This window comes from Kribbella sp. NPDC051936 (genome assembly GCF_040680955.1).
In the GTDB taxonomy this organism is placed as follows: domain Bacteria; phylum Actinomycetota; class Actinomycetes; order Propionibacteriales; family Kribbellaceae; genus Kribbella.
This window is the reverse complement of sequence record NZ_JBFAXS010000008.1, coordinates 24,066-50,043: the sequence shown is the minus strand read 5'-3', so window position 1 is coordinate 50,043 and position 25,978 is coordinate 24,066. Positions and strand designations below refer to the sequence as shown.

The following is a 25,978-nucleotide window of genomic DNA, read 5'->3' as shown; positions in this document are numbered from 1 at the left end:
GCACCCTAATCACCCCACCCACCCGTCATCCTCTGGGGCAGGACGGCACAGGCCGGGGGACGTCAGTTGCTCGGAGCTACGGTCTTGCTCATCACGCAGTGGTTCTTGCCTTTGGGGCGGTCGTAGGTGAAGCCGGCTTTTTCGAAGAGGGTGCGGGTGCCGTTGTAGAGGAAGGAGGCGGTGATCTTCTTGCCGCCCCCGCCCATGAGCCGAGGGTACGACGCTATCCGGACGATCCCCGTCCGGAACGTCAGACGGTGTACGTCGTACCGGGGGAGGCGTACTCGATCGTCCCCGAAAACCTCTCGGCCGCGCGCGCAACCGCGACAGACGGCGTGAGCGAGCGGCCGATATGCGTGAGAATCAGACGCTTGGCGCGCGCCGCGGCCGCCGTGTCGCCGGCCTGCTCGGGAGTGTGGTGCGCCGGCTCCTCGGTGGAGGTGTCCGCCTCGCAGAGCAGTACGTCGCAGTCGGTCGCCAGCGCGGTCAAGCTGTCGCACGGCGCACTGTCACCGGAGTACACAAGCGAGCGCCCACCGGTCTCGACCCGTACGGCGTACGCGGGCATGCCGTGCTCGACCGCGCGACTGGTGAGCCGGACCGAGCCGACGGCTGCAACCTGTCCGTCATACAGCTCGATGACCTCGAACGCAGACTCGATCGGGCTCCGAGCCGGACCGTTGGTGAGGAAACCCGCGAGCCGGTCGGCGATCCCCGGCGGGCCGTACAGCGGGATCGGCGCACGCAAGGTGATGTCGGCGTACAGCGCCCCGTAGTACGCCGTCAGCAGGTCGGCGCAGTGATCCGCATGCAGGTGCGAGATCCAGATCGCGTCGAGCTCGTCGAGCCGCGCGTGCTCCTGCAGCGGACCGAGGGTCCCGGTGCCCGCATCCATCCAGATCCGCGTGGCGCCGGAGGCGACCAGATATCCCGAGCACGGGTTGCCGACCGCCGGGTACGGCGTGGCAGACCCCAGCACGGTGAACTGCAAGGCTCCCATGCGCAAACCCTCTCCCGGACACGGCGAAGGGCCGCAAGCGGGGTGCTTGCGGCCCTTCGTGGGTGTGCGTCAGGCGGGGTTCTGCCGATCGGGGATGTCGTCGTTCTGGCCGTCCAGGTTGTCCAACCCTTCCTTGGCCTTGTCGACGCCCGTGTCGATCTTGTCGCCGTACTTGCCGCCCGTCTTCTCGTCGACGAAGTCACCGGCCTTGTCCAGACCTTCACCGACCTTGTCGCCGTGGCTGTCGACCAAGTCGGTGGCCTTGTCCTTCAGGTCCTCGGCCTTGCCCTTGAACTTGTCGAAGATGCCCATCTCGGGGCTCCCATTCCTGCGTAGTTGAGTGCTTACAGACAGCTAGCGTGATCTTTGCACCCTGAACGCCGGAACTGTGGGATCTCCGCGAGCGCCGTACCCAAAACGATGCCGGACAGGCTACTACTCGACGTCGCCGCCGCTGTCCGTCGTGCCACCGCCGGATTCGACGTCGCCGCCCGACTCCACGTCCCCGCCGGACTCCACGTCGCCGCCGGAGTCGCCACCGGGCTCGACATCGCCGGCGCTGAACTCGACGTCACCACCACTGCGCTTGGCCGCGGACACGTTGTCCGCCTCGTCCCCCAGGCCGAGCGCGTCCTTGGCCGCGTCCGACTCTTCCTCGAACGGATTCGTCACTTCGTTCCTCCCGTAGAAATGTTGCGAACTCCAGCGTTCCTACCGAACTTTCCGGGTCATCCACAAGGCTGGTCCAGACCTCTTGGCGAACTCTTCATCACGGTGCTGCCAGACTGGAGCGATGTCTGCTCCACTCGTCGTCGCGGTCGTCGGTCCCACCGCGGCCGGGAAATCCGACCTTGCCATCGCGCTGTCGCAACGCCTGGGCGGCGAGGTGGTGAACGCGGACGCCATGCAGGTGTACCGCGGGATGGACATCGGTACGGCGAAGATCGGTACCGCGGAGCGCGCCGGCGTACCGCACCACCTGCTGGACATCCTCGACGTGACCGAGACGGCGACCGTGGCCGAGTTCCAGGCGCTCGCCCGGCAGGCGATCGACGACTGCATCGCGCGCTCGAAGGTCCCGGTGCTGGCCGGCGGCTCGGCGCTCTACGTCCGCGCGATCCTCGACGACTTCGTCTTCCCCGGCACCGACCCGGTGGTCCGCGCCCGCCTCGAGGCCGAGCTGGAGGCCCACGGCTCCGGCGCCTTGCACGCGGAACTGCGCCGGCGGGACCCGAAGGCCGCCGATCAGATCCTGCCCAGCAACGGCCGCCGGATCGTCCGCGCGCTGGAGGTCATCGAGATCACCCAGGGCCAGTACGTCGCGACGCTGCCCGAGCACCGCTACGTCTACGCGGGCGCGGTCCAGCTCGGTCTCGACGTCCCGCGGCCGGTTCTCGACGAGCGGATCGGCCGCCGGGTGGACCGGATGTTCGACGCCGGATTCGTGGCCGAGGTGCGAGGTCTGCTGAACAAGGGTTTGATTGAGGGGAAGACTGCCAACCGCGCCCTCGGGTATTCGCAGGTGATCGCGTTGCTGAACGGTGAGATCGACGAAGCGCAGGCCCGCGAGCGGACCGCCCAGGCCACCCGCCGGTTCGCGCGCCGGCAGGACTCGTGGTTCCGTAAGGACCAACGCATCACCTGGCTCCCGTACGACGCCGACGACCTGGTGGAGAAGGCACTCGAAGTGCTCAGTAGAACTGATGTGGCCCAAGGCAACCGCGAAGCCGTCCCCGGCGTAGTCGAGGTGACAACAGGCCCGGGCAACGACACTGGGGCCGTCGATGCGAGGGGGTGACCGTGAGGCCGAGTTCCGTGAGTACCTGCTCGCGGACCGCACGAGGCTGATGCGTACGGCGTTGCTGCTCACCGCGGGGGATGTGCACACCGCCGAAGATCTGGTCCAGACCGCCTGCACCCGGGTGTACGTGCACTGGCACCGGATCAAGCACGAAGGCGCGGGCCCGTATGCGCACCGCATCCTGGTCAACGCCTTCCTGGACGAGCGCCGCCGCGCCGGCCGCCACCCGGAGGTGGTGACCGCGGAGGCGGTCGAGCCGCGACTGACCGATGTAGCGGACCAGGCGGACACCCTCGCCGTCCGGGGCGCGTTGCTGGACCTCGCGCCGCGGCAGCGGGCGGTCCTGGTCCTGCGGTACTTCCAGGATCTCGACGTCGCCAGCTGCGCGCGGATCCTGGACTGCACCGAGGGCACGGTGAAGAGCCAGACAGCCAAGGCGCTGAAGCGCCTCAAGGAACTGATGACGGAAGAGACGGGGAGTAGCTGAGAGCACAGTGGACGAGGTCAAGAAACTACTGGAGGGGTTCGCGGACCGTGCCGCCGAAGGGCTGCCGGACGCGGATATCGACGCGGACGTCAGCCGTGGCCGGCTCGCGCTGCGCAGGATCAAGCGCCGGCGCCGGGTCACCGGGGTGCTGTGCGTCGCCGCGGCGTCGGCCCTCGTGCTCGCGATCGGCAACCAGGTGAAGTGGTGGGGCAACGGCAGCGAGGTGGCCGGCGGCACCGCTGGCACCGTCGAGCCTGAGACGTCGGCCGCGAGTCCCTCGACGGCACCGCCTGTGACGCCGCAGAGCAGCGAGCCGGTGTCGATGTTCGGCGCGTCCGTCGTCGAACTGGTGGCGAACAAACAGCCCTGGAGGACGATCACCTGCTCGCTGGCGCCGAAGGGCTGGAGCGCCGAGACCCCGATCGCGGCCAACCAGGTCGTGCTGTCCCAGCCGACGATGCGAACCGCGGACGCCGCCGCCAAGGTGATCCTGCAGACCGCGCCGCAGGCCCACAGCCTGTTGCAGGTCCGGGTGACCGACGCGAGCGGCAAGACCTTCCACATCGGCACCCTCGGCGGCCGGCTGAGCGGTCAGGTGAAGCTCGCCGACCAGTGGCTGCTGGTCGAGCTCCCGGCCGGCACGGTCGAGTGGCCGGACGACGTGCTACGCCGCTTCATGAACTCCTGCACCGTGAACTAGACAGAACCTAGGCGCGCCACAACTGGCGCGCGACCCCCAGGTGGGATAGGCAGGGCTTGTCCCTGTCCCCGAGTCCGTGTGGGGGAAGTTCGTGAAGAAGCTGGTCGCAACCCTGTCCGCAGGCACTCTGATCCTGACTGCCTTCACCGCAACAACGACCACCGCCGGTGCGCAAGCCCCGACCAGACAGCCGACCTCGATCGGGTACGGCGGCGCCGTGTCCTCCGTCGACCCCGACGCGACGAACATCGGTCTCGACGTCCTGCGTCGCGGTGGCAACGCCGTCGACGCGGCCGTCGCCACAGCTGCCGCGCTCGGCGTCACCGAGCCGTATTCGGCCGGCATCGGCGGCGGCGGGTACTTCGTGTACTACAACGCCAAGACCCACAAGGTGTACACGATCGACGGCCGGGAGACCGCGCCCGCGACGATGCCGTCGAACGCGTTCGTCAACCCCGCGACCGGCCAGGCGTATCCGTTCGCGCAGCTCGTGACGTCGGGTGTGTCGATCGGCGTACCGGGAACGCTCGCGACGTGGGACCGGGCCCTGGAACAGTGGGGTTCGCTGTCGCTCGGCAAGGCGCTGAAGCCGGCCGCGGACCTGGCCGACCGCGGTTTCGTGGTGGACCCGACGTTCCGCCTGCAGACGCTGGAGAACAAGGACCGCTTCGCGCAGGTCGTCCCGACCGCCAAGCTGTTCCTGCCGAACGGTGACGCGCCGCAAGTCGGCTCGCTGTTCAAGAACCCCGAGCTCGCGGCCACCTACAAGCTGATCGGTCAGCAGGGACCGTCGGCGTTCTACAGCGGAGCGCTGGCCGGTGAGATGGCGGCCGTCGCCAAGAATCCGCCGAAGACCGCGGACGCCACGCTGCCGTTCTTCCCCGGCTACCTGCAGACCAGCGACCTCGCGGCGTACAAGACGATCGACCGCAAGCCGACGAAGGTCAGGTACGACGGCCTGGACGTCTACGGCATGCCGCCGTCGTCCTCGGGCGGCAGCACCGTCGGCGAGGCGCTGAACATCCTGCAGCCGCAGCACATCCGGCAAATGTCGACGACGCAGGCGCTGCACACCTATCTCGAGGCGTCCGCTCTGGCCTTCGCGGATCGCGGCGCGTACGTCGGCGACCCGGCGTACGTCGACGTACCGCTGAAGGAACTGTTGTCGAAGGGGTTCGGGGCCGAGCGGTCCTGCCTGATCGACCCGCAGCACGCGGCGACCAAGCCGGTCAAGGCTGGTTCGCCCGACGGCGACTACTCGAAGTGCGGCAAGAGCAGTGCGGTCGAGGAGCGTCCGGACACCGAGGGACGGTCGACGACGCACATGGTCGCGGCCGACAAGTGGGGCAACGTGGTGTCCTACACGTTGACGATCGAGCAGACCGGCGGCAGCGGGATCACCGTGCCCGGGCGCGGCTTCCTGCTGAACAACGAGCTCACCGACTTCTCCGCCGTACCGGACCCGAAGGACCCGAACCGGGTCGAGGCCGGGAAGCGGCCGCGGTCGTCGATGTCGCCGACGATCGTGCTGCGCGGCGGGCGGCCGTACATCGCGCTCGGCTCACCGGGCGGCTCGACGATCATCACGACCGTCCTGCAGACGCTGACGAACCGGCTCGACCGCGGCATGACGCTGCCCGAGGCGATCGCGGCGCCGCGGGCATCGCAGCGCAACACCGCCTCGGTGACCGCGGAGCAGGCGTTCATCGACCGGTACGGCGCGGCGCTCGCGCCGTACGGCCACACGTTCACGCCCGCCGGTGCACCGGGAAGCTCGGCCTCCGAGATCGGAGCGGTCGCGGCGCTGGAGTTCTTGCCGGGCGGCGCGATCCTCGCGGCCGCGGAACCGGCCCGGCGCGGTGGGGGAGCGGCCGGAACGGCCTGGCCCGTCAGAGTGCGGTGATGATCGCGGCGACCAGGCCGGCGCGCTCGGCCAAGGTCGCCGCGACGATCTGTTCGTGGACGGCGTGGGCCCCCTTGCCGAGCGGGCCCAGGCCGTCCAGCGTTGGGATCCCCAACCATCCGGTCAGGTTGGTGTCGGCCGCGCCGGACGCGGCCGCACCGCCGACCTCCTGGCCGACGGACCGTCCGGCCGCGGCCACCTTCGCCAGCAGCTCGTCGCTCGCGGGTGACGGTTGCCAGGCCGGCCGGTTCGACATCACCCGCACCGTCAGCTGAGCGTCCCGCACCGGCCGCAACGCGGTGACGGCCGCCAGCACCGACTCCTCCGTCGACGGATCGACGAAACGGAACCCGATGTCGGCCGCCGCCGAGCCCGGTACGACGTTCGTGCGGCCGCCGCCGGTGATCGTGCCGACATTGCACAGCACCTCGTCGTGCTCGGCGACGATCCGCCGGACGGCGACCAGTTGGTCGACGAGTTCGTCGATCGCGGACACACCGCTCGCCGGATCGAGAGCGGCATGTGCCTCGCGGCCGGTGACCTCGATGCGGACCCGCGTGCTGCCCCAGCGGGACGTCTTCAGGTCGCCGTTCGGATGCGGCGGCTCGAAGCCGAAAGCGGCGTACACGCCGGCTGCCTCGGCCGTCACCAGCTCCCGCGCCGACGGGGAGCCGATCTCCTCGTCCGCGACGACCACGACCCGCAGCGGGCGGTGGTCGCGGTCGGCGACCTGCTCCAGCGCGGTCTCGAGAACGACGAGGCCGCCCTTCATGTCGAACACGCCGGGGCCGTGGATGATCCCGTCCGCCTCGCGCCACGGCATTGCGTCGGTCAGCTGCCCGATCGGCCAGACAGTGTCGTGGTGCGCCAGGAAGAGCAGCGGCGCCTCGCCGGCGCGCCCGGGAAAGTCGGCCACCAGATGGTCGCCGGTCGGCGTGGGCACCCGGCGGACGGTCCCGCCGAGCTCCGCGTAGCGCGCCGCCAGCCGGTCGGCGAAGGCGTTCAGCGCGGTCGCGTCACCGGTCGGGGTCTCCGCGCCGACGTACTCCCTGAGTCGCTCGATGCTCATGGATAGTCAACGTATCATCATCCGATCGGCGATTGACCAGCGTGGATTGAGCGAGGTTAGGATCGAGATATGAATCGTATCTCTGAGGTGAGCTTCCGCGCGGTCTCGCTCACCACGGCGGCGAGGTTCGCCGAGGCCTCGACGCTGTACCGCGAGGTCTTCGGCTACCTCGACCCGGCGTACGGGCTGAACCCGCGGCTGCTCGGCGCGTTGGCGAGCAACGGCGGCTCGGTGGTCGGCATCCTCGACCAGAACGACGTGCTGGTCGCCTTCGCGTACGGCTTCTGCGCCACCGACCGGCGCGGTTTCTACCACTACTCGCAGTCGGCCGTCGTCGCCTCCGACCAGCAAGGGCACGGCCTCGGCCGGATGCTCAAGCACGCCCAGCGCGAAGTTGCCCTCAGTCATGGCATGTCGCGGATGCGCTGGACCTACGATCCGGCGCAGATCCGCAACGCGCACTTCAACCTCGACGTGCTGGGCGCCCGCGGCCGCTGGTTCGCTCCCGACATGTACGGCCCGGGCACCGACCGCGTGATCGTCGAATGGGATCTGACCCGTGAGCAGCCCAGCACACCGTCCGGCTTGACCGAACTGGTCGTGCCGGCCGACGCGGGTGAGTTGCGGCGGTCCTTCGAGGAGTTGCTGGCGAAGGGGCTCGTCGCCGTTTCGTGCCGCCGGCTCGCCGACGGCGCCGGCGCCTACTACTTCGGACCGGCCGACGATGCCTGACGACCCGCTGAACCGCGAACTCGCGACCCCTCACGAGCGGTACGACGCCCGGCTGCAGCGCCGCTCGTCCACGATGCTGCAGCGCCGCGTCGTCGAGCAGGAGCGCGCCTCGATCGACGAGGCCTTGGACCAGATCCTCACCGACGAGTCGATCGCCCAGGCCGCGGCCCGGATCGTCGCCGCCCGCCGGCGCTTCATCATCGGCTCGGCGAAGTCGTTCTCGTACGCGTCCCTGCTGGCGTTCGACCTCGGCGTCGGGCTCTCCCAGGTAACGCTGATCGACGGCACCGTGGTGCGCGGTGTCGACGTGCTGGCCGACGTCCGGTCCAACGACCTGATGGTGGCGTTCTCGTTCCGCCGGTACCGCCGCGACACCGTCGAGATCGCCCGCCGTTTCGTCGAGGCGGGCGGTGAACTCGTCGCGGTCACCGACTTCGAGGACGCGCCGCTGGCGAAGCTCGCCGACCAGTGCATCTACGTCGCGACCGGCAGCGCGTCGTACGTCGACTCGCCGACGGTCGTCGCCTCGGTGCTGCATGTCCTCGCGACGCTGACCACGGCGAGTGCGAAGGGCGCGCGCCGGCGGCTGATGGAGCGCGACCGGTTGAACACGGAGCTGGGGTTGTATGTCAACTGACCTGAAGATCGTCGCCGCCCGGCTGCACCGGGTCCGGATGCCGCTGGTGCACGAGTTCCGGACCAGCTCGCACCGCAAGGCGTTCCTCGACCACGTCCTGGTCGAGCTGGAGGACGCGTCCGGCGCGGTCGGCTGGGGCGAGATCGCGTCGTCCTCCGACCCGTTCTACGCCCCCGAGACGGTCGAGACCTGCTGGCACATCGCCTCGAAATACTTGCTGCCCGCCGTCTTGGATACCCCTTGGACGCATCCGGATCAGCTCGCCCGCAGGTGGTCCAAGGTCCGCGGCAACAACTTCGCCAAAGCAGGCGTCGACATGGCGACCTGGGTCCTGTGGGCAGAGACCCACGGACTGCCGCTCGCGACAGTTCTGGGCGGGACACGGACCGAGGTCGTCGCGGGTGTTTCGCTCGGCATCGAGCCGACGATCGACGAACTGCTCGGACAGGTACAGCGTCAGGTCGACGCCGGGTATCCGAGGGTCAAGCTGAAGATCGCCCAGGGCTGGGACATCGAACCGGTTCGTGCCGTGCGTACGGCGTACCCGGAGCTCGATCTACATGTCGACGCCAACGGCATCTACACAGCCGACGACCTGGCACACCTGCAACAGCTGGACGCCTACCGGCTGACGATGATCGAGCAACCGTTCGCGCCCCGCGACCTGCTCACCCACGCCGAGTTGCAGCGCCGGATCAGCACCCCTGTCTGCCTCGACGAGAGCATCGAGACGGTCGCCGACCTGGAGACCGCGCTGGAACTACAAGCGCTGCAGGTCCTCAACATCAAGGTGTCCCGGATGGGCGGGCTGACCCCAGCGCGTGAAGCGCACGACCGGGCGCGGGACGCCGGGATCCCGGTCTGGTGCGGCGGCATGCACGAATTCGGGATCGGCCGGCTGGCGAACGTCGCGCTCTCCGCTCTCCCCGGGTTCACCCTCCCATCGGATGTGTCCGCCTCGGAGAAGTACTACGCCAGGGATGTCGTCGTACCCGCCGTGACCGCGGTCCGGGGCGTCGTCCAGGTGCCTGAGGCACCCGGTCTCGGGCATGCCGTGGATCGCGAGCTGATCGCCGCCGGCACGGTCGCCGAGCTGTCCCTCGGACCAGAACAGGAGTGATTCGATGCGCGTGGCGCTGACCGGCGGCCTGGTCGCGGACGGCACCGGCGCCGAGCTCAGGCCCGGTACCGTGCTCGTCGAGGGGGAGCGCATCAGCGCGGTGCTGCCGCCCGGCGATCCGGTGTCCGACGCAGAGGTCATCGATGCCACAGGCAACATTGTGGCACCGGGATTCGTCGACCTGCACTCGCACGCGGATTTCAGTCTCGGCTCGAGTCCGGCGGCAGCGTCGCAGCTCACCCAGGGCGTCACCACTCTCGTCGCCGGGAACTGCGGCTGGTCCCCGTTCCCGATCACCGATCTCGAGACCCTGCGGGCGGGCACGGCGTTCCTCGATCCCCGGCACGACTGGTCGTGGCACGACCTCGCCGGCTTCGCGACGACGCTGGAACCGGCCGTGAACCTCGCCCTCCAGGTCGGCCACTGCACGCTGCGGATCGCCGCGATGGGCAGCGCGCAGCGACCGCCGTCGCCGTCCGAGCTCCGGACGATGCAGGACCTGCTGCGCGCGGCGGCCGACCAGGGTGCCGTCGGCTTCTCCACCGGCCTGATCTACGCGCCAGGCACCTACGCGTCACCGGAAGAGGTTGCCGCGCTCGTCGGCACTGCCGCCGAGTGCGGTCTGCTGTACTCGACCCACATCCGCAACGAAGGCGCCGGCCTGCTGTCCGCACTTGACGAGGCGATCGCGGCCGCACGGGCCGGCGGCGCACGGCTGGAGATCTCGCACCTGAAAGCCGTTGGCAAGGCCAACTACGGCTTGGTCGCCGCGGCCCTCGAACTGCTGGACCGGGTCGACGATGTCGACCTGGGCTGGGATGCCTACCCGTACACGGCGACGAGCACGACGCTGACCACCAGGCTGCCGACCTGGGCGCTCGCCGACGAGACGCTACCGGCACCCGCGCGAGGCAGCGCTCGTCGCCCCGCGTTGCTCGCCAGGCTTGCCGATCCCGCCGAACGAGCACGGATCGCGGACGCTCTGCGGGCCGACGTCCTGCTCTCACCCGATACCGTCGTGATCGCATCCCTCCCACCCGGGCGCTACGCGGACTGCCGCGGCCTGAGCCTCGCCGAGATCGCCCGGCGGGACGGGGTGGACGCCGCCGAGATCGTGCTCCGCATCCTCGAGTCGCACCACGCCGCGGTCAGCGTCGTGAACCATGCGATGAGCGAGGACGATGTGACGACGGTCCTCGAACATCCCCGGACCGCGGTCGCCAGCGACGGCTGGATCATGGACGCGACCGGACCGGGCCACCCGCATCCCCGCAACTTCGGCACCTTCCCGCGCGTCCTCGGCCACTACGCCCGCGACCGGGGTGTCCTCACCCTTCCCGAGGCGATCCGCCGGATGACCTCGCTCCCAGCCTCCCGCCTCGGCTGGTCCGACCGCGGTGTGATCCAACCCGGCGCCATGGCCGACCTGGTCGTCCTCGACGCGGCCCAGGTCGCCGACAAGTCGACGTACGACGACCCCTGGCAGCTGTCCGTCGGCGTACGGCACGTCCTCCTCGCCGGCCAGCCAGCCTTCACCAACAGCACACCGACCGGTCGCCGTGCCGGCCGGGTTGTCGCCAGCTGAACAGTACGTACAAAGCGCCTACATAGTGCACCTGAGCGTGATCGTGTCCGCGCGTACACCGTCTCGCCGGTGCTCTACCTGTCGAGCTGCCGACCCTTGAACCGCTTCGGCCGGTCCGGCAGCGGGGGAGGAGCTGCCGGCGCCTCGTCCGTTTCGGTGTCGAGCCACCCGTCGTGCTCAGCCAGCAACGCATCCAGCGCGGCCCGGTCCACGTCCTCCAGTACGACGACCCACGGGTGATCCTCGTCGTCGTCCTCCCCGTGGAACCGCCCGCGGCCGACCTCACCGCCCAGTTGGTCCGCGACGGCGACGGCGTCGTCCCGCTCCCAGAAGTACGCGATCAGCTGCACGGACGACACCGTACGCTGTCCGCATGAGTACGTTTCCCTGGCTGAAGGGCCATGGCACGGAGAACGACTTCGTGGTTCTGCCCGACCCGGACGGTTCCGTGCACGGCGAGCTGGACGCGGCCGTGGTGCGGTTCCTGTGCGACCGGCACGCGGGGCTCGGCGCGGATGGGGTGCTGCGGGTGATCCGGGGCGACCAGCAGTCCTACGTCGCGGACGGCGGCGACTGGTTCATGGACTACCGCAACGCGGACGGTTCGATCGCGGAGATGTGCGGGAACGGTGTCCGGGTCTTCGTGAAGTACCTCGCCGAGGCGGGCCTGATCGACGGCAAACCGGTCCGGGTCGGCACGCGCGCGGGCGTCAAGGAGGTCCGGCAGAACGACGACGGCACGCTGACCGCGGACATGGGCGAGCCGACGCTCCCCGCAGCGGCCGGAATCGTGGTCGAGGCCAACGGTCACCAGTGGCCCGCCGTGTCCGTGGACATGGGCAACCCGCACGCCGTCGCGTTCGTCGACAGCCTGGAGGAGCCCGGCAACCTGTGCGATCAGCCCGGCTGGTCTCCGGCTGAGGCGTTTCCGGAGGGTGTCAACATCGAGTTCGTCGTACGCCGGGGTGCGCACGACGTCCAGATGCGGGTGCACGAGCGGGGCGCGGGGGAGACCCGGTCCTGCGGGACGGGCACCTGTGCCGTCACGGTCGCGGCCGCGCGCCAGGCCCGCGACGAACTTCCGGTGACGTACCGCGTCGGCGTACCAGGCGGTGAAGTGTCGGTCACGTGGCGTGCCGACAATCATCTGGAACTGACCGGACCGGCAGTGCTGCACGCGCGCGGCGAGTTCGATCGGGCCTGGTTGGGAATCTGATTCCTGCGTGGGGCGTTGACTCCTGGTAAACGGGTCGCCTGTACTAGGAGCCCGTGCCACCATGGAAGGTATATGACGACCCATTCACAGGCATACGAGACCACCGACGTCGAAACCGACCTCATCGAGGGCGATGACTCCGGCGCTTCGTTGACGGGTCACGATGAGTATGACCAGGATCTGACCACCGAGGGCCTCGACCTCGAGGAGCGCCAGGCGCTGCGCCGCGTGGTCGGTATGTCGACCGAGCTGACCGACATCAGCGAGGTCGAGTATCGCAAGCTGCTGCTCGAGCGGGTGCTGCTGGTCGGCGTCTGGACCGAGGGCAGCGCCGAGGACGCGGACAACTCGCTGGCCGAGCTGAAGCTGCTCGCCGAGACCGCCGGCTCCGAGGTGCTCGACGGCGTGATCCAGCGCCGCAAGAAGCCCGACCCGGCGACCTTCATCGGCTCCGGCAAGGTCGCCGACCTGCGCAACCTGGTGGCGTCGCTCGGCGCCGACACCGTGATCGCCGACGGCGAGCTGGCGCCCGCGCAGCTGCGCAACCTGGAGGACAAGCTCAAGGTCAAGGTCGTGGACCGGACCGCGCTGATCCTGGACATCTTCGCGCAGCACGCGAAGAGCAAGGAAGGCAAGGCCCAGGTCGAGCTGGCTCAGCTGCAGTACATGAAGCAGCGCCTGCGTGGCTGGGGTGGAAACCTGTCCCGCCAGGCCGGTGGCCGCGTCGGTGCTGCCGGTGGCGGTATCGGCGGCCGTGGTCCCGGTGAGACCAAGATCGAGACCGACCGGCGCCGGATCAACACCAAGATCGCGAAGCTCCGCCGGACGCTCAAGGAGATGAAGAGCACCCGGTCGACGATGCGTCAGGAGCGGCGCCGGAACCTGGTTCCCTCGGTGGCGATCGCCGGGTACACCAACGCCGGCAAGTCCTCGCTGCTGAACCAGATCACCGGCGCGGGCGTGCTGGTCGAGGACGCGCTGTTCGCGACCCTGGACCCGACGACCCGCCGGACGACGACCGCGGACGGCCGCGTGTACACGCTGACCGACACGGTCGGGTTCGTCCGGCACCTGCCGCACGACATCGTCGAGGCGTTCCGGTCGACGCTGGAGGAGGTCACCGACGCGGACCTGCTGCTGCACGTCGTCGACGGTTCGCACCCGGACCCGATCGCGCAGATCCAGGCGGTCCGTGAGGTGCTGGCCGAGATCGACGCGACCGACGTCCCGGAGATCGTGGTGATCAACAAGGCCGACGCCGCCGATCCGCTGGCGCTGGCCCCGATCCTGCACCGGGAGCCGAACGCGATCGTCGTGTCCGCGCGCACCGGCGAGGGCATCGACAAGCTCCGCGAGCTGATCGAGGGCGCGCTGCCGCAGCCGCACATCTCCCTCGACGTCCTGCTCCCGTACGACCGCGGCGACCTGGTCTCCCGGATCCACTCCGAAGGCTCGGTCGAACACCTCGAACACACCGCGGACGGCACCCGCATCACCGCCCGGGTACACCCCGCCCTGGCCGGCGACCTCACGCCGTACGCAGCGGTCTGAGCGAACGCGAAGCGGCCCCCGAGTTTCCTCGGGGGCCGCTTGCTGTTTCAGGACGTCACTTGCGCTTGGTCACCTGGACCGTCATCGAGGTGCCGGTCTTCGACAGGACCTTGATGTTGACGCCGTTGTTGGGGATCTTCACGCTGCTCGTCGGCTGGTCCGCGGTCCAGTACGACTTGCTGTCGTTGAAGGTCGGTACGGCGTTCTGGCCGCGGATGTAGCTGGCCTGTCCGTTCACGTGCAGCGTGAACGAGTCCGCCTTCTCGAGACCGAACGGAGCGTCGTACGCCGCGATCCGCGGACGCCAGATCTGGCCGTCGAGACGGTTGATCGGAGTCGGGTGCGAGTCGATCGGCAGGACGAGGCCCTCGCCGGGGTGCTCGTTGGTGTTGTTGTCCTCCTGCGAGGTGTCCCAGTACCAGACCAGCAGGCCGTCCTGGTACGGGAAGTGCTCCACCTTGTCCGGCAGCGAGTTCGCCCAACCGAAGTTGTACGGACCCGTCTTCAGGTACTGGTCGTAGGAGGTGTAGTTGATGTTCGACGCCAGGTAGTAGTTGTCGTGCAGGCTGGTGTACGACGCGCCGACCGAGCTGAAGCCGTTCAGCGTCCAGCCCTCCGGGGAGGTCTCCGCACCCGAGTCGACGACCGTGGTCGAGCCCGACGTCACCTTGATGTCGTCGGCGAAGAACCCGATCCCGCCGGCCGCCGGGTCGGTGGCGTAGCGGAACTGCAGGGTGATCGTCTTGCCGGCGTACGCCGACAGGTCGAACGTCGCGGGCACCCAGCCGGCGCTCTTGCCGTCGATGCCGTTGCCCTCGGCGTCCTTCGTGATGCTGCCCTTGATCGGCTTCGAGCCGGTCCCGTCGTTCACGTCGACGTAGGCGTAGTCACACGCGTCCGGACCGCAGTCCTCGATGTCCCAGTTCGCCTGGAACGTGAGGCTCGCGGGCTGACCGGCCGGCAGCGTGACCTGGCGGCTCATCGTGTGCGTGAAGCCGTTGCCCTGACCGCTCCACCAGGACTTCGTCCCGGTCGCGGGCTGGACGAGCTGGTGCGTGACCTCCTTCTTCGGCAGCGTCACCACCAGGCCCTGGGCCTTCGTCGAGTTGTACTCGTGCGGGCCGAGCTCGACGGTCCGGTTCTGGCCGGCCGCCACGATCTCGTAGTCGAGCCAGCCGAGCTGGATCTTGTCCCACGCGTTCAGGTCGGCGGCGCGCTCACCGATGCCGCCGTCCGTGGCCGCGCTGACCCGGCTCTGCGCCATCAGCGTCCACCAGTTCACGCCGTTCTCGACGGCCGCACCGGAGGTGTCGTACTCGTCCGGCAGACCGAGGTCGTGGCCGAACTCGTGCGCGAACACGCTGACGCCGCCGTTCTCCGGCTGGATCGTGTAGTCGCCGACGTACAGGCCGGTGTCACCGATCTGCGCGCCGCCGTTCGGGTTGGTCGCGGGACCACCCGGGAACCCGGCGTACCAGCGGTGCGACCAGATCGCGTCCTCGCCCTGCTGCGGGTCGCCGTCGGCCTGGTCGCCGCCGGCGTGCACGATCTGGAAGTGGTCGATGTAGCCGTCCGGCTCGTTGAAGTTGCCGTCACCGTCGAAGTCGTAGCGGTCCCACTGGTCGAACGACTTCAGGTCCGCGGTGATCTCGGCCTTGGTCCGGCCCTTGGCCTCCTGGTCCGCGACCCACTGGTTGACCGCGTCCTGGATCAGGTACCAGGTGTTGCTGCAGACGTTGCCGCCGCACGGGTAGCCGTTCGACCGGCCGTACCGCGCCTCGTTGTACTTGACCTTCACCCAGTCGGTGACCTCACCGTCGACGGAGTACCGGCCGGACGACTGCTTCTCGTAGTACTTCTTCAGCGAGTTGCCGGTGCCGAAGTACATGTCCTGGTAGTGCTGCCGGCTGTAGTCGGCCTGCCAGACGGTGGAGTTGTCCACCGAGCGGTCCGGCGCCGGGATCGCGTTGTGCAGCGGGCCCTCGAAGGTGGCGGGGCCGGGGATGTTCGCGTTCTGGTCCTTGTCCGGGTAGCTCGGGTGCCGCTCGTTGCCGAACTCGGCGAGCACGACGAAGATCTTGTCGGTCTTCTCCCGGGACAGCTCGACGTACTGGTCGACCTTGCCGGCCGCGTTCTTGACGCCCTTCGCGCCGGCGGCCTTGGTGCCGAGCTTGACGACCGTGCTGCCGTTGCGCTGCTCGGGCGTGGCCTGGCCGTTGATGACCTTGGTCAGCGCCTCCTGCCGCAGCTCGCGGCGCTTGTCCTCGAGCGGGCTGGGCAGCTCGTCGGATACCGGTGCGGGCTCACTGGCGGCGGGCGCCGACCCCTGCGTGGACGGTGTGGCGGCGTTCCCGGACGAGGCCGCGGCGATGCCGAGCCCGGTCGTCGCCGCCAAGGCCAGGCTGAACAGCCCGGCGGGTAACTTGCGCACGATTCCCCTCCGTTGTCGATGACGCAGTGTGTTCGTAGCTCCCCCGAGCGTGTGCGCGCGACAGTACGGGGAAAATCCGCCCAGCTGAAGTGGATCCTGAGGAAAAGCTGTGAATCAGCGGGGAATCCTGCGTGTCTGAGTAGAAGGGCTCACGCTCCCCAGCCCTTTGCCTTGGCAGACTGTGCGCGTGGAGCGCGAGACGGTCGACCTGCTGCAGCCCCTGTGGCGAGCGCTGGTCGTGTTCCGCATCCTCACCTGGGGGTTCGCCTGTTTCGGCGTCTGGACCCGCTGGGACGGCATCGTGCACCCGTACGGCGCGGTGCTCCAGCTGGCCGTGATGGGCGTCTGGACGCTGATCTCGTCGTACGGCTACAGCCGCCGCTGGGGCCGGCGCAACACGCGGCTCGCGTTCGCGGATCTCGTGGTGACGGTCGGCTGCATGTACGCGACGTTGTGGGCGCAACCGCTGCTCGACATCCGCGCCGGGGCCTCCGTGCTCACGTCGGTGTGGGCCGCCGGGCCGGTCCTCGCACTGGCGATCTCCCGCGGACGCGACGGCGGGCTGCTCGGCGCGGCAACGATCAGCCTGGCGCTGCTCTCGCTGCGCGGCGTCGAGCACGCGGCGAAGATCCTGAGCAATGTTCAGCTGCTGCTGGTGGCCGGTCTGGTCGTCGGGTACGCCGCGTCGACCCTGCGGCAGGCGGGACGGCGGCTGCGCGAGGCGATCGCCGTGGAGAGCGCGACCGCCGAGCGGCTGCGACTCAGTCGCTCGATCCACGACGGCGTACTGCAGGTCCTCGCCCAGGTGCAGCGGCGCGGTACGGCGATCGGCGGCGAGGCGACCGAGCTGGCCCGGCTGGCCGCCGAACAGGAAGTTGCCCTCCGCACCTTGATGTCGACGCGCCCTGCCGTGGCGGAGGGGGATCGCGTTGATCTGTGTGGACTCTTGTTGCCGCTGGCCACGACCCGGGTCGACGTCGTCGTACCGGCCGCCCAGGTCCTGCTGCCCGCACCGGCCGCCGCCGAACTGGTTGCCGCGGTCAAAGAAGCGCTGAGCAACGTGGTGAAGCACGCCGGCCCGGAGGCCCGGTCGTGGGTCGTGGTCGAGGACCTCGGCGAGGAGGTCGTGGTGTCGGTGCGCGACGACGGGATCGGTACCACCCCCGCCCGTCTCGAGCAGGCCCACGTGGACGGGCACCTCGGCGTGAGCCAGTCGATCGGCGGCCGCATCGCCGACCTCGGCGGCACCGTCACCGTCCGCACCGCCCCCGGCGAAGGAACCGAATGGGAACTGAAAGTGGTGACCGCATGACGCGTGTGATGATCGTCGACGACCACCCGATGTGGCGCGAAGGCGTGGCCCGGGATCTGGGCAGTCGCGGGTACGACGTGTGCGCGACCGCCGCGGACGTCGCGAGCGCCGTGAAGATCGCGCTGGCGACCCGTCCCGACGTGGTCGTCATGGACCTCCAGCTCGGCGACGGCTCCGGCGTGGACGCGACCCGCGAGATCACCACAGCCCTCCCCGACACCCGCGTCCTGGTGCTGTCGGCCAGCGCCGAGCAGGACGACGTACTCGCCGCCGTGAAGAACGGCGCGTCCGGCTACCTGGTGAAATCCGCATCGCTGGACGAGTTCGACGACGCCGTACGCCGGACCGCCGAAGGCGACGCGATCTTCAGCGCGGGCCTCGCCGGACTGCTACTGGGCGAGTACCGCCGCCTGGGCAGCACCGGCCCCGAGGTCCCCCGGCTCACCGACCGCGAAGCCGAAGTACTCCGCCTCGTCGCCCGCGGCCTCACCGCCAAACAGATCGCCACCCGCCTGGTCCTCTCCCATCGCACCGTCGAGAACCACGTCCAGAACACCCTCCGCAAACTCCAACTCCACAACCGAGCCGAACTCGTCCGGTACGCCATCGAAAACGGATTCAGCGAGTAATCCGGCCCAGCCGCCAACTTCGTCGCTCCGCTCCTCAGACACGGCCGCGACGCGCGCTCCCACGGACCCCGGGCTAGCGCCCGAAGCATCAACTCCCCGGCTGGCGCCGGGGAGTTGCGGCTGGCGCCGCGGGGTTGCGGCTCCGCCGACCGTATCCGGCTGCCGCCGGAGTTGTGGGCTGGCGCCCGCGAGTTGCTCGCTGGCACTCGCTTGCGACGAGCTGGCTCTGAATGGTCGCCGCCTTCGACTCCGAGTCGTGGCTGTTGGCTCCCAGGCCCTGAGTCGAGTCGTGGATATCGGTTGGATTTCACCGCCAATCTCCACGACTCGACGACCCCGACTCCAGCACGCGGCGCCAGCCCACAAGCCCGGCGCCAGCTGCAACTCCCGGTGTCAGCCGGAGGCAAATGCTCGGGGAGTGGGGTGGGAGCGCGCGGAGCGGCCGCGTTTGAGGAGCGGCGGAGCGACGAAGCTAGCGGCTGCACAGGCAAGCGGGGCTTCGCACGCGCGACGCCGTCGCTTGTGCGATTGTGTAGCGGCCGGTTGAATGGCGTCCGTACACTGTGCGTTCCACATCCACGTGGATGCTCTCTGTCATGACACTCGCACAGCGGGTGCCCAGCTCCGGAGGCTTCGGTGAACCGGTCGTCCCTTGTCCGCGCGCTTCTCGCGTTCCTGGTCCTCGCGGGGGCGACGTATGTCACCCTGACCGCGAAACCACAGCTCGGTCTCGACCTGCGCGGCGGGACGCAGATCGTCCTGGAGGCGAAGGATTCGCCGACGGTCAAGGCGACCAAGGAGACCACGGACAAGGCCACCCAGGTCCTGCACCGGCGGATCGACGCGCTCGGTGTCAGCGAGCCGAACGTGACCCGCCAGGGCGACAAGCGCATCATCGTCGAGCTGCCAGGTGTGCAGGACCCGCGCGAGGCCGCGAAGGTGATCGGCAAGACCGCGCAGCTGACCTTCCACGAGGTCCTCGACCAGGTGGCGGCCAAGCCGGCCAAACCGGCGGCGGGGGAGACGTACCTGCAGCCCGAGAGCGGTCAGGGTTTCCTGCGCCTCGCCAAGCCCGCGATGACCGGCGAGCTGGTGAGCGGCGCCGAGCACCGGCTCGACCCGCAGCAGGTCGCGCAGGGCTGGTTCGTCGAGATGAACTTCAAGGGCGACGGCGGCAAGATCTGGGCGAACATCACCGGCAAGGCCGCCTGCCAGCCGGTCGGTACGCCGCAGCGCCTGATCGCGATCGTGCTCGACAACGAGGTGATCAGCTCGCCGCAGGTCGACCCGAACGGCGGCAACCAGCTCTGCAACACCGGCATCGCCGGCGGCACCACCACGATCTCCGGCTCGTTCACCGAGGAGAGCGCGAAGGATCTCGCCGCGCTGATCTCCGGCGGCGCCCTGCCGGTACCGGTCGAGGTGATCGATCAGCGCACCGTCGGCCCGTCGCTCGGCCAGGACGCGATCCAGGCCAGCGCGCTCGCCGCGATGATCGGCCTGGCGCTGACGGCGCTGTTCATCATCATCGTCTACCGCCTCGTCGGCCTGATGGCGGTCATCGGCCTGCTCGGGTACGCCGCGATGTCGTACGCCGCTCTCACCGCGCTCGGCGCCACGCTGACGCTGCCAGGCCTCGCCGGATTCGTCCTGGCGATCGGTATGGCGGTCGACGCGAATGTCCTGGTCTTCGAACGCGCCCGGGAGGACTACATCGCCGGCCGCACGGACGGCCTGCGGAGATCGCTCCGCAGCGGCTTCCAGAACGCGCTGTCCGCGATCGCCGACTCGAACATCACCACCCTGCTGGCTGCCGGTTTGCTGTTCTTCCTGGCCGCCGGCCCGGTCCGCGGCTTCGGCGTCACGCTGTCGATCGGCGTGATCGCGTCGATGCTGTCGGCCCTCGTGGTGACCCGCGTGCTCGCCGAGTTCGTCGTGGCGCGCGGCTTCGTCCTGCGCCACCCGGGCCTGAGTGGGATCGCCGGGCACGGCCGGGTGCGGACCTGGCTGGAGGCCCGCCGGCCGTCGCTGATGAAGCACAGCCGCCGCTGGCTCGTGATCACGGCCGTCGCGATCGTGGTGAGCGTGGCCGGTGTCGCCGTCCGCGGGCTGAACCTCGGCATCGAGTTCACCGGCGGCCGCCTGATCGAGGTCAGTACGGCGCAACGCGTCACGCCGGACCAGGCACGCGCCGCCGTCGCCGAGGCCGGGTACCCGACCGCCGTCGTACAAGCCTCCGGCACCGACGACATCACCGTGCGGACCGGGACGATCAGCGACGACGAGGCCGTGAAGATCAAGGAGTCGCTCGCCAGGATCGGCGGCGACGCCGAGGTGATCCGCAACGAGAGCATCGGCCCGTCGCTCGGTGCAGAGCTGCGGAACAAGGGCCTGATCGCGCTCGGCATCGCCCTGCTCGCCCAGTTGGCGTATCTCGCCGCGCGGTTCCGCTGGACCTTCGGCGCCGGTGCCGTGCTGGCGCTGGTGCAGAACGTCGCGGTCGTGGTCGGTGTGTTCGCCTGGACCGGGAAACCGATCGACGGCATCTTCCTGGCCGCGATCCTGACCATCATCGGCTACACGGTGAACGACTCGGTCGTCGTCTTCGACCGGATCCGTGAGACCCGCAGCGCGCGATCCACCGACAACCTCGGCACGATCATCGACACCGCGATCGTGAACGTGCTGCCGAGAACCGTCAACACCGGTATCTCGACGCTGTTCATCCTCGCCGCGTTGCTGTTCCTCGGCGGCGACTCACTGGCCGACTTCGCTCTGGCGCTGCTGCTCGGCATCCTCGTCGGCACGTACTCCTCCAACCTGACCGCGGCCCCGCTGCTCCTCGAGCTCGAGCGCCGCTACCCGGCCCCGCCGCCGCGTCCGAAGCGCGCGCAGGTGGATCGGGACGCCCAGCCGGACCGCGGCGCAGTCGTGTAGCACAGCGGGTTATCCACACCCCGGCCGCCGGACCGGAAATCTGTCCGTCCGGCGGGCTAGGGTGTGGCGGTGGGTGTAGATGTGCGGGAACTGCTGGAAGCTGCCGTGTCCGGGATCGCCGGTCAGACCCGGCCGGGGCAGGTGGAGATGGCGCAAGCCGTGGACACCGCGATGCACGACGGGTCGCATCTTCTCGTCCAAGCAGGCACCGGCACCGGCAAGTCCCTTGGGTACTTGGTGCCCGCGCTGCTGCACGCGATCGAGGACCGTCGCGTGGTCGTCTCCACGGCGACTCTCGCCCTGCAGGCGCAGCTCGTCGACCGTGATGTGCCCGCTCTGCTGGACGCGACCGAGAAGCTCCTGCCGCGCCGCCCGAAGTACGCGATCCAGAAGGGGCGGAACAACTACGCCTGCCTGCACCGGATCCGCGAGGGTGCGCCGGACGACGACGGCATGCTCGTCGACGTACCGCCGGCGGGTGAGGTCGGCCGCCAGGTCGTCGAGCTGCGCGACTGGGCCGAGCAGCAACTGGCCGACGGCGGCGCCGGCGACCGCGACCACGCTCCCTCGCACCAGTACCAGGCGTGGCAGCAGGTCTCCATCGCCGCCCGCGAGTGCCTCGGCGCCGAGAAATGCCCGTACGGCGAGGAGTGCTTCGCGGAGAAGGCGAAGGATGAGGCCCGCAAGGCCGACATCATCATCACGAACCACGCGCTGCTCTCGATCGACGCCTTCGAGAACCGGATCGTCCTCCCCGAGCACGACGTCGTGATCGTCGACGAGGCGCACGAGTTGCCTGCGCGCGTCACCGGCGCCGCGGGCGACGAGCTCTCACCGCAGATGGTCGAGCGCGCCGCCAAGCGCGCCCGCCGGTTCGTCGATGACGACAAGGCCGACGACCTGATCGACGCCTCCGACGCGCTCCGCGCCGCGCTCGACGGCACCCGCGAGGGCCGGATCGAGGCGTCCAACGGGCCGGTCCTGGAGGCCGCCGCCTTGGTCCGCGACGCGGCCCGCGCGATGTACTCCGACCTGAACAAGAAGTCCGACGACAAGGACGACGACCCGGACGGGGCCAAGCGGCAGTCCAAGGGTGCGGTCAAGGAGATCTTCGACGTCGCCGAGCGGGTCGCCGCACTGAGCGACGCGGACGTGGTCTGGATGATCGACCGCGACCGCTTCGGCCACGAGCTCCGGATCGCCCCGCTCACCGTGGCCGGCCTGCTGCGTGAGCTGGTCCTTCGCGACCGTACGGCGGTGCTCACCTCGGCGACCTTGACGCTGGGCGGCGACTTCGACGCGATCGCCCGCCAGGTCGGCCTGCGACCGGCCGACAAGCTCGACGACGACGAGGAGATGCCCGAGCTCGACGAATCGTCGGAGACCGGTCCGTTGCCGTGGCGCGGCCTCGACGTCGGATCCCCGTTCGAGTACGAGAAGCAGGCGATCCTGTACGTCGCCAAGCACCTCCCGCCGCCGCACCGCGACGGGCTGGGCAAGAAGCAGTTCGAAGAGATCATCGACCTGGTCACCGCGGCCGGCGGCCGGACCCTCGGCCTGTTCTCGTCGCGTCGTGCGGCGGAGGCGGCGACCGCCGCGGTGCGCGAGGCGACCGACCTCAAGGTGCTCTGCCAGGGCGACGCACAGCTCGGCGAGTTGTCGCGCGAGTTCGTCGAGGACCCGGAGACCTCGCTGTTCGGCACGCTGTCGCTGTGGCAGGGGATCGACGTGCCCGGGTCGACCTGCAACCTGGTGATCATCGACCGGATCCCGTTCCCGCGCCCGGACGAGCCGCTGATGGCGGCCCGCCAGCGCGCCGTCGACGAGGCGGGCGGCAACGGGTTCATGGCCGTGGCCGCCACGCACGCCGGGCTGCTGCTCGCGCAGGGCACCGGCCGGCTGATCCGCCGCAGCTCGGACCGCGGCGTGGTCGCGATTCTCGACCCCCGCATCGTCACCCAGCGGTACGGCGCGTTCCTGCGCGCCTCCTTGCCGCCGATGTGGCCGACCGCCGATCGTGAGAAGGTGCTCGGGGCCCTGAAGCGACTGCAGACGACATGAGCCAGTCATGAGCCGGTCATGAGTCCGGTGACCGGTCCGCCGGTGCTGCCGATGATGGCGGCGCTGGGACAGATGCCGTCCGGCGCGGGCTGGTCGTACGAGCTGAAGTGGGACGGCATCCGCGTTATCGCCGAGGTCGACGACGGCGTCTGCCGGCTCTGGTCGCGGAACAGCCACGACGTCTCCGGCGGGTACCCGGAGCTCATCGGTCTCGCGGAGGCGCCGGGTCTGCGTCTGCCCGCCGTACTGGACGGGGAGATCGTCACGCTCGACGAGAACGGCGCGCCGTCGTTCGGCCTGCTGCAGCGGCGGATGCACGTCCGCGATCCACGCCAGCTCCGGCATCTGATCACGGAGGTGCCGGTCTCGGTGCGGCTGTTCGACCTGCTCCGCTTCGACGGCCAGTGGTTGCTGGACGCAACGTACGACGATCGTCGCGGGCTGCTCGAGTCGCTGGACATCGGCGACCCGTTCTGGGAGGTTCCGCCGGCGTTGACCGACGGCGACGAGGCGCTGGAACAGTCTGCCGCGCAAGGGCTCGAGGGCGTGGTGGCGAAGCGCCGCAAGTCGCGGTACCTGCCAGGCCGGCGCAGCTCCGACTGGATCAAGATCAAGCCCGTGCAGACCAGGGACGTCGTCCTGTGCGGCTGGCACCCGGGGGAGGGGAACCGGGAAGGAAGAATCGGCTCCTTCTACTGCGGCGCCTACTCCGACGGTGAGCTGGTCCTGATCGGCAAGGTCGGCTCCGGCCTCGACTTCGCCACTTTGGACATGCTGAGCGCCGAGCTGACCGGGCTCGAGATCGCCAAGCCGGCCTTCGACCCGGCAGGCATCCCCACGACGGACCGGCGGCGCGCACACTGGCTCGACCCGGTGCTGGTCGCCGAGGTCACGTTCTCCGGCTGGGGCGGCGACGGCCGCCTCCGGCATCCGGTATGGCGTGGTCTACGCCTCGACATCGACCCGGAATCGGTTCTCGTCGGACGCGACTGAATGCATTCAGGTCCGGTGACGACATGCAGTCCCGGGCGGAAATGTTCGAAATGCGGTGAATGTTCTGCGGCGCTGAGACGCTTTCTGTTCAACTGTCGCAGAAAATGCCGGGAATTCAGTCGTTCGTTTCCCGGGACGGGGCCGGGACCGCGAGTGCGGCCTCGATCTTGTCGACCAGCTTCTCCGGCGAGTTTGTCGGCGCGTAACGCGCGATCACCTGGCCGTCCCGGCCGACCAGGAACTTGGTGAAGTTCCACTTGATCCGGCCGCCGAGCAGGCCGCCCTGCTCGCGCTTCAGCCAGTTGTACAACGGGATCGTGCGGGACCCGTTGACGTCGATCTTGGCGAACATCGGGAACGTGACGTGGTAGATCGTCGAGCAGAAGTTCGCGATCTCGTTCTCGTCGCCGGGCTCCTGGTGGCCGAACTGGTCGCAGGGGAAACCGAGCACCGAGAAGCCCTGCCGGCGGTAGGTCCGGTAGAGCTTCTGCAGACCCGTGTACTGCGGGGTCTGGGCGCACTGCGACGCCGTGTTCACCACCAGAAGCACCTGGTCGCGGAAATCGGCAAGAGACTGTTCATTGCCTTCGATCCGGCGCGCGCTGAAGTCATAGACAGTCGTCATGACTCAATGCTGACACGACACGCCCGACTTCGCTCGCCGTCCGATATGTCAGACTCGGCGCAGAACTGTTACGACCTTTCCGAGAATGATCGCGTCCTTGCCGTCGATCGGCTCGAAAGCAGGGTTGTGTGGTAGCAGCAGGATCTCGGTCTTGCTCTTCTTGAACGTCTTCACGGTCGCCTCGCCGTCGATCATCGCGGCCACGATGTCGCCGTTCTCCGCGGTCGGCTGCTGACGGACCACGACCCAGTCGCCGTCGCAGATCGCGGCCTCGATCATCGACTCACCTTTGACCCGCAGCATGAAGAGCGTGCCCTCGCCGACCATTGCCTTGGGCAACGGGAAGACCTCTTCGATCTCTTGTTCGGCGAGGATCGGGCCACCGGCGGCGATCCGGCCGACAACCGGCACGTACGCCGCGTCCGGGTGCGCGTCACCGGCGCCGGTCTCGTCGTACGCCGTCTGGCGCACCGGGCCGAGCGCCGACTTGCGGGCGGCCGCGTCGACCTCGCCCGGGTAGCGGACCTCGATCGCGCGCGGCCGGTTCGGGTCGCGGCGGAGCAGGCCCTTCTGCTCGAGGACCCGGAGCTGGTGCGACACCGAGGAGGAGCTGGTCAGGCCGACCCGCTCGCCGATCTCACGCATCGACGGCGGGTAGCCGCGGCTGTCCACCGAATCGCGGATGACGTCCAGCACGCGGCGCTGGCGCGGGGTCAGCCCGGTCGCGTCGGCCGGCCCGTCGGGCAGTTCGGCGACCGTGCGGTCCGCCTTGCCCGCCGCCTTGCCCGCCGACTTGTCGGCCGCCTTGTCCACGGTCTCGTCCTTGCTGGAACCGCTCGGCGTCCTGGCCATCGCTGGTTGCTCCTCGGGTCGGGCCGGCGATCGTCCACCGGCCGAAGCTTGCTCGACTGAGATGACCGTAGACCGAATCCTGAGATTCTTCAAACATCTGTTCGAAGGCGTGTCGGTTCGCATGTTTGTTCGGGTGTCAGGTTATAAGGCGTGCGCGGGGTGTTGCCGCGGCAGGGAATTTCCTGGGCGTGTCCCGGTTGGAAGTGGTTGCGCGACGGGCGGCTGTCGGTTAATCATTCGTACAGGCGTTCGATCGAACAGGTGTTCGGGCCGGTCGGATGAGGTGGTCTTCGGAACAGACCGGGGCGGTGGGGTGGGGACCGCAACGAAACTGTCG

At 69.2% G+C, this 25,978-nt stretch carries 24 protein-coding genes; 15 read left to right on the top strand and 9 right to left on the bottom strand.

Annotated elements, in window-relative coordinates:
* Positions 1-62: 62 nt before the first annotated feature.
* The 4 genes from AB0L64_RS27670 to AB0L64_RS27655 all read right to left on the bottom strand — a co-directional run bounded on the left by AB0L64_RS27670 (position 63) and on the right by AB0L64_RS27655 (position 1,672).
* Positions 63-206: a hypothetical protein gene (locus AB0L64_RS27670; RefSeq protein ID WP_363714634.1), complete on the bottom strand. Its 144-nt coding sequence runs from the start codon at positions 204-206 to the stop codon at positions 63-65.
* Positions 207-250: 44 nt separating this feature from the next.
* Positions 251-1,000, bottom strand: coding sequence for an MBL fold metallo-hydrolase (locus AB0L64_RS27665; RefSeq protein WP_363714632.1), 750 nt, complete (start codon positions 998-1,000; stop codon positions 251-253).
* Between the two features lie 69 nt (positions 1,001-1,069).
* A complete protein-coding gene (locus AB0L64_RS27660; protein WP_355483677.1) occupies positions 1,070-1,312 on the bottom strand; it encodes an antitoxin in 243 nt (80 codons plus the stop codon).
* A 123-nt stretch (positions 1,313-1,435) separates the two neighbouring features.
* A complete protein-coding gene (locus AB0L64_RS27655; RefSeq protein ID WP_355699310.1) occupies positions 1,436-1,672 on the bottom strand; it encodes a hypothetical protein in 237 nt (78 codons plus the stop codon).
* A gap of 121 nt (positions 1,673-1,793) precedes the next feature.
* Here AB0L64_RS27655 and miaA point away from each other — a divergent pair, with 121 nt between their 5' ends.
* From miaA to ggt, 4 genes are all read left to right on the top strand, one after another.
* Entirely contained in the window at positions 1,794-2,798 is a 1,005-nt protein-coding gene (gene miaA / locus AB0L64_RS27650; protein ID WP_363714629.1) for a tRNA (adenosine(37)-N6)-dimethylallyltransferase MiaA, read from the top strand.
* A complete protein-coding gene (locus AB0L64_RS27645; protein WP_363714627.1) occupies positions 2,785-3,288 on the top strand; it encodes a SigE family RNA polymerase sigma factor in 504 nt (167 codons plus the stop codon). The genes miaA and AB0L64_RS27645 overlap by 14 nt, the downstream gene beginning before the upstream one ends.
* Before the next feature lie 7 nt (positions 3,289-3,295).
* Positions 3,296-3,988, top strand: coding sequence for a hypothetical protein (locus AB0L64_RS27640; protein WP_363714625.1), 693 nt, complete (start codon positions 3,296-3,298; stop codon positions 3,986-3,988).
* A 91-nt stretch (positions 3,989-4,079) separates the two neighbouring features.
* Positions 4,080-5,891 (top strand): gamma-glutamyltransferase, encoded by a 1,812-nt coding sequence (gene ggt, locus AB0L64_RS27635; protein ID WP_363714623.1) that lies wholly within the window; start codon positions 4,080-4,082, stop codon positions 5,889-5,891.
* Here ggt and AB0L64_RS27630 read toward each other — a convergent pair.
* The gene (locus AB0L64_RS27630; RefSeq protein ID WP_363714621.1) at positions 5,878-6,960 is read right to left on the bottom strand and encodes a M20/M25/M40 family metallo-hydrolase; all 1,083 of its coding nucleotides are present in this window, start codon (positions 6,958-6,960) and stop codon (positions 5,878-5,880) included. The genes ggt and AB0L64_RS27630 overlap by 14 nt on opposite strands.
* A gap of 69 nt (positions 6,961-7,029) precedes the next feature.
* On the opposite strand from AB0L64_RS27630, the gene AB0L64_RS27625 reads away from it, so the two are divergent.
* The 4 genes from AB0L64_RS27625 to AB0L64_RS27610 are packed head-to-tail and all read left to right on the top strand — an operon-like array spanning position 7,030 to position 11,034.
* A complete protein-coding gene (locus AB0L64_RS27625) occupies positions 7,030-7,692 on the top strand; it encodes a GNAT family N-acetyltransferase (RefSeq protein ID WP_363714619.1) in 663 nt (220 codons plus the stop codon).
* The gene (locus tag AB0L64_RS27620; protein WP_363714617.1) at positions 7,685-8,329 is read left to right on the top strand and encodes an SIS domain-containing protein; all 645 of its coding nucleotides are present in this window, start codon (positions 7,685-7,687) and stop codon (positions 8,327-8,329) included. The genes AB0L64_RS27625 and AB0L64_RS27620 overlap by 8 nt, the downstream gene beginning before the upstream one ends.
* Positions 8,319-9,449, top strand: coding sequence for an o-succinylbenzoate synthase (gene menC / locus AB0L64_RS27615; RefSeq protein ID WP_363714615.1), 1,131 nt, complete (start codon positions 8,319-8,321; stop codon positions 9,447-9,449). Before AB0L64_RS27620 ends, menC begins: the two co-directional genes overlap by 11 nt.
* 4 nt (positions 9,450-9,453) lie before the next feature.
* On the top strand, positions 9,454-11,034 hold the full coding sequence (locus AB0L64_RS27610; protein ID WP_363714614.1) for an amidohydrolase family protein: 1,581 nt from the start codon (positions 9,454-9,456) through the stop codon (positions 11,032-11,034).
* Positions 11,035-11,108: 74 nt separating this feature from the next.
* On the opposite strand, the gene AB0L64_RS27605 is transcribed toward AB0L64_RS27610, so the two are convergent.
* A complete protein-coding gene (locus AB0L64_RS27605; protein WP_363714612.1) occupies positions 11,109-11,384 on the bottom strand; it encodes a hypothetical protein in 276 nt (91 codons plus the stop codon).
* A gap of 23 nt (positions 11,385-11,407) precedes the next feature.
* Between AB0L64_RS27605 and dapF the strand changes: the two genes are divergently transcribed.
* Both dapF and hflX read left to right on the top strand, forming a co-directional pair.
* Positions 11,408-12,250: a diaminopimelate epimerase gene (dapF, locus tag AB0L64_RS27600; protein WP_363714610.1), complete on the top strand. Its 843-nt coding sequence runs from the start codon at positions 11,408-11,410 to the stop codon at positions 12,248-12,250.
* Positions 12,251-12,322: 72 nt separating this feature from the next.
* A complete protein-coding gene (hflX, locus tag AB0L64_RS27595) occupies positions 12,323-13,801 on the top strand; it encodes a GTPase HflX (RefSeq protein WP_363714608.1) in 1,479 nt (492 codons plus the stop codon).
* A 55-nt stretch (positions 13,802-13,856) separates the two neighbouring features.
* Here the strand turns inward: hflX and AB0L64_RS27590 are convergent, their stop codons facing one another.
* Positions 13,857-16,232, bottom strand: coding sequence for an immune inhibitor A domain-containing protein (locus AB0L64_RS27590; RefSeq protein WP_363714606.1), 2,376 nt, complete (start codon positions 16,230-16,232; stop codon positions 13,857-13,859).
* Between the two features lie 187 nt (positions 16,233-16,419).
* On the opposite strand from AB0L64_RS27590, the gene AB0L64_RS27585 reads away from it, so the two are divergent.
* The 5 genes from AB0L64_RS27585 to ligD all read left to right on the top strand — a co-directional run bounded on the left by AB0L64_RS27585 (position 16,420) and on the right by ligD (position 24,164).
* The gene (locus tag AB0L64_RS27585; RefSeq protein ID WP_363714605.1) at positions 16,420-17,544 is read left to right on the top strand and encodes a DUF5931 domain-containing protein; all 1,125 of its coding nucleotides are present in this window, start codon (positions 16,420-16,422) and stop codon (positions 17,542-17,544) included.
* Positions 17,541-18,173 carry a response regulator transcription factor gene (locus AB0L64_RS27580; RefSeq protein ID WP_363714603.1) on the top strand — a complete coding sequence of 211 codons (633 nt, stop codon included), beginning with the start codon at positions 17,541-17,543 and terminating at the stop codon, positions 18,171-18,173. The genes AB0L64_RS27585 and AB0L64_RS27580 overlap by 4 nt, the downstream gene beginning before the upstream one ends.
* Before the next feature lie 636 nt (positions 18,174-18,809).
* Positions 18,810-21,110, top strand: a complete 2,301-nt coding sequence (secD, locus tag AB0L64_RS27575) for a protein translocase subunit SecD (protein WP_363714601.1) — start codon at positions 18,810-18,812, stop codon at positions 21,108-21,110.
* A gap of 63 nt (positions 21,111-21,173) precedes the next feature.
* A complete protein-coding gene (locus tag AB0L64_RS27570; protein ID WP_363714599.1) occupies positions 21,174-23,171 on the top strand; it encodes an ATP-dependent DNA helicase in 1,998 nt (665 codons plus the stop codon).
* Between the two features lie 18 nt (positions 23,172-23,189).
* On the top strand, positions 23,190-24,164 hold the full coding sequence (ligD, locus tag AB0L64_RS27565) for a non-homologous end-joining DNA ligase (RefSeq protein ID WP_363714597.1): 975 nt from the start codon (positions 23,190-23,192) through the stop codon (positions 24,162-24,164).
* A 115-nt stretch (positions 24,165-24,279) separates the two neighbouring features.
* On the opposite strand, the gene AB0L64_RS27560 is transcribed toward ligD, so the two are convergent.
* Together AB0L64_RS27560 and lexA are read right to left on the bottom strand one after the other, a co-directional pair.
* Positions 24,280-24,789 (bottom strand): glutathione peroxidase, encoded by a 510-nt coding sequence (locus AB0L64_RS27560; protein ID WP_355699329.1) that lies wholly within the window; start codon positions 24,787-24,789, stop codon positions 24,280-24,282.
* A gap of 48 nt (positions 24,790-24,837) precedes the next feature.
* Positions 24,838-25,641 (bottom strand): transcriptional repressor LexA, encoded by an 804-nt coding sequence (gene lexA / locus AB0L64_RS27555; protein WP_363714594.1) that lies wholly within the window; start codon positions 25,639-25,641, stop codon positions 24,838-24,840.
* Positions 25,642-25,978: the final 337 nt, after the last annotated feature.

What these genes read in the sequence shown, in the direction of transcription:
- AB0L64_RS27670 (WP_363714634.1), bottom strand. Translation starts at nt 206, where the DNA reads ATGGGCGGGGGCGGCAAGAAGATCACCGCCTCCTTCCTCTACAACGGC.
- AB0L64_RS27665 (WP_363714632.1), bottom strand. Translation starts at nt 1,000, where the DNA reads ATGGGAGCCTTGCAGTTCACCGTGCTGGGGTCTGCCACGCCGTACCCG.
- AB0L64_RS27660 (WP_355483677.1), bottom strand. Translation starts at nt 1,312, where the DNA reads ATGGGCATCTTCGACAAGTTCAAGGGCAAGGCCGAGGACCTGAAGGAC.
- miaA (WP_363714629.1), top strand. Translation starts at nt 1,794, where the DNA reads ATGTCTGCTCCACTCGTCGTCGCGGTCGTCGGTCCCACCGCGGCCGGG.
- AB0L64_RS27645 (WP_363714627.1), top strand. Translation starts at nt 2,785, where the DNA reads ATGCGAGGGGGTGACCGTGAGGCCGAGTTCCGTGAGTACCTGCTCGCG.
- AB0L64_RS27630 (WP_363714621.1), bottom strand. Translation starts at nt 6,960, where the DNA reads ATGAGCATCGAGCGACTCAGGGAGTACGTCGGCGCGGAGACCCCGACC.
- AB0L64_RS27625 (WP_363714619.1), top strand. Translation starts at nt 7,030, where the DNA reads ATGAATCGTATCTCTGAGGTGAGCTTCCGCGCGGTCTCGCTCACCACG.
- AB0L64_RS27620 (WP_363714617.1), top strand. Translation starts at nt 7,685, where the DNA reads ATGCCTGACGACCCGCTGAACCGCGAACTCGCGACCCCTCACGAGCGG.
- menC (WP_363714615.1), top strand. Translation starts at nt 8,319, where the DNA reads ATGTCAACTGACCTGAAGATCGTCGCCGCCCGGCTGCACCGGGTCCGG.
- AB0L64_RS27610 (WP_363714614.1), top strand. Translation starts at nt 9,454, where the DNA reads ATGCGCGTGGCGCTGACCGGCGGCCTGGTCGCGGACGGCACCGGCGCC.
- dapF (WP_363714610.1), top strand. Translation starts at nt 11,408, where the DNA reads ATGAGTACGTTTCCCTGGCTGAAGGGCCATGGCACGGAGAACGACTTC.
- hflX (WP_363714608.1), top strand. Translation starts at nt 12,323, where the DNA reads ATGACGACCCATTCACAGGCATACGAGACCACCGACGTCGAAACCGAC.
- AB0L64_RS27580 (WP_363714603.1), top strand. Translation starts at nt 17,541, where the DNA reads ATGACGCGTGTGATGATCGTCGACGACCACCCGATGTGGCGCGAAGGC.
- ligD (WP_363714597.1), top strand. Translation starts at nt 23,190, where the DNA reads ATGAGTCCGGTGACCGGTCCGCCGGTGCTGCCGATGATGGCGGCGCTG.
- AB0L64_RS27560 (WP_355699329.1), bottom strand. Translation starts at nt 24,789, where the DNA reads ATGACGACTGTCTATGACTTCAGCGCGCGCCGGATCGAAGGCAATGAA.
- lexA (WP_363714594.1), bottom strand. Translation starts at nt 25,641, where the DNA reads ATGGCCAGGACGCCGAGCGGTTCCAGCAAGGACGAGACCGTGGACAAG.